Below are 3,001 nucleotides of genomic sequence, written 5' to 3' on the forward strand. Positions count from 1 at the left end.
ACTATATACAATTAACATTGGTTCGATACTATACGGTTTTGCAATATATTGATTAAACAACTCCTCAACTATATCATCGATTTCAGAAAAAGTACTTCTACCATAATTATAAGATTGATCAAACAAAGGAGTGCTACTAATAGTAAACCCTCTTTCCAAATAATGCTCATTATATATACGATTTAATACAAAAGATGTTATACAAATTATATTAGCCTTAATTGCTTCTTTAGGCCATGTTGGATAAAGTTCTGAAGCAGCTACGTTTTTTACATATTCCTTAAATTCCACTTTATATCTTGGAGCTAATTCATTAGGATTTCCATCATGAACGATAATGTATTGAGGGATGTTTAGGCTATTTGCATGTTGAGGAAAGTGAGAAAAACGGGGATAGTTTGATCGAAGTTGTCTCTCTAAATAATATTCAGTTAATGCATGTTGAGGAATATTAATTGTTTCAATTAATTGGCGTTCTCCTGTTCGATTAACAGGAAGCATTTCCACTCTTTGTTTCGCTGTAGTTTCCGGGAAGATTTGTACACCCCTAATTATTTTAACACCATAGTTAGGTGCTTCGATTGTAAGGACATATTCTGTATAAGGTTTAGGTCCTGAAGGATTCTGAGAATACTCTTTAGGAGGCGCTGATAGAGAAATGGGACTTGTTAAACCAATGTCATTTGTTTGGAGTGTAGCAATAATTTGACTACCTTCATCTTGCTTACGAATGAATACCTTTGCACCCTTAATAGGTTTATCTGTATTCATTTCATAAACAGATACAATTAATTTACCAGTTGATGCCCGATAAGAATGCCGTGTATCATAATAAATTTGATTTTCATTAAAAAATAGATGTGGTTGATAATAAAATTGCTGTCCTAAATCCAATGGATAAGAATAATTTTCATTCAAATCTATTCGTCCTCCCTCTATGTCTGTTCATTTAATTACTCCTTGTTACTTTTACTTACATCACTAATTAAGAATAGGGATAATATCTATTATTATTGTAGAATGATTGTGTCTGCTGATAATTGGACACATTTGTCATAGAAGGGGGATAAATAGATACTGGATTTTGATTTTGAGAAGGCGCTTGTGTTTTAAGATTTAATCCTCTATTCGTTTGCTGCGGAATTGAATTGCTTGTTAAAGCCCCTCGGGAAGTTCCCATAGTATATTCTATCGCTTCAAGGACCATCCATAATTCCTTACGCACTACTCCTGTAACAGTAAAACTTTTTATCTTCTGAAACTCTTTCACTGATACTTCAGTTCCAAGTCCAAAAAAACCATCTAATTGTCCTTCATAAAAACCATAGTCCTTCAATAAATTTTGTAATCTCCTTACAAGTTCTCCTTGACTGCCATTCTGCAAAATAGGATACATGCCAGGGAGATTTGTAACATACACATACATATCATTCATTTTATTCCAAGTTACCTCATCTACAGCTCCATTTTCAGGAAGTTGGAACTGCCTTTGAAAAGCCTTAACTGCATTTGCAGTACTTGAATTGTACGTACCGTTTACTCTTACTTCAGGAATATCTGTATATCTTTTTCTTATATGGTATAAATATTTTTGAATGGTTTCAACAGCAAGATTTTGATCTCCTTCCTTCAAAATTTTCCCAGGGAAAGATTTAACGACTTGTATAAATTCCGCTAAACGGACTTCAATATCTTTATAGTAATGTTTCAAAATATCCAAATGGCTCATGCCTTTTTCTGCCAGGCAGAATGTTCCCCATTGATATAGCATTCCTGGCCGTTTAGCAAATTGGCATGTTTGTTTTTTACCATCACGATATTGTGTAAAAAATGGTGTATTTTCTCCATGCTTTGCAAGATATTGCTTAAATACCTCATCCACTGCATCATCAGTAGATTCAAAGGTATTTCTCCCATGAGTATACTTTTGATCAAACTGTGTAGTACTTGTGATGTCGAATCCTTTTCCTTTAAAAGGGTTTACATAAAGACGATTTAATGTAAAAGTCATTATACAAAGAGCATTAGCTAACAATGCTTCTTTTTTCCAATTCGGATAAACCTCAGAAGCGACTACATTTTTTATATAATCTTTAAATCTCATTTTGTAATTTCGTGCAGGTGTATTTGGATGACCATCGTGAACGATAATAAATTCAGGTATTACAATATCCCTATCCCTATCCTTATCGCTATCTACTCTTATCTCTTGTTGTGTCTCGAGTTCTTTTTGTAGTTCCTGTTGGGATTCCTGCTGGGGATATTGTCCGATTAATGTATGTTCCGGAATATCAATTATTTCAACAGAATCCCGTCCTTCCGTTCCACTAATGGGTATAAGTTCCATTTTCTGAACAGCAGTAACGTCTTCAAAAATTTGTGTACCGCGCAGTACTACAGGTGCATAACCTGCAGCTTCAATGGAAATTGCATATTCTGAATAAGGTTTAGATCCTAAAGGATCGCTCGCATTCTCTTTAGGGGGCGTAGGCAAGGCAACTGTATTTGTTTCACCGAATTCATTCGTATATAAAGTAATAACCTCACTTTGTCGGGAAGCTAAAATACGCCCTTCATTTGTCATTTTATAAATTGATACTTTGACACCCTTAATCGGTCTTTCTGTGTCTTTTTCATATATTTTTGCAAATATCTTTCCGCTTGGTTGCCGATAAAAAGCTTCCTGACCTTCATCACTCACTCCTGCTATAAAATGTGGTGGTTTAGAATTCCCTGAAGAATATGGTGGATAATTATACAAATTCATCTCTCCTCTCATCAAATCCTATTTATATTAAAACTCTCGTATATAAACAAAATAAAAAGGCCCTTTATCCATGATATTATGCTCAACTCTATTTTTTTGAAATCATATAATTGCCTATTTTCTTTAAAGATTCTATAGATTTTTTTAAAAATAAGTATGGACTACTCTATTAATACTTGACCACTTCCTGCTAATCTACCCAAAAACTCCTTCAATCCAAAAGGTTAATCTAGT

2 protein-coding genes are annotated in these 3,001 nt (G+C 33.9%); both read right to left on the reverse strand.

Annotated elements, in window-relative coordinates:
* The coding region (locus ABWK52_RS27395) for a SpoIID/LytB domain-containing protein (RefSeq protein WP_353772285.1) at positions 1–918 on the reverse strand (918 nt) is incomplete at its 3' end.
* 67 nt (positions 919–985) lie between these two features.
* Positions 986–2,761, reverse strand: a complete 1,776-nt coding sequence (locus ABWK52_RS27400; protein ID WP_047387386.1) for a peptidoglycan-binding protein — start codon at positions 2,759–2,761, stop codon at positions 986–988.
* Positions 2,762–3,001 lie beyond the last annotated feature (240 nt).

Source organism: Bacillus sp. AP50, assembly GCF_040492675.1.
GTDB lineage: Bacteria > Bacillota > Bacilli > Bacillales > Bacillaceae_G > Bacillus_A > Bacillus_A cereus.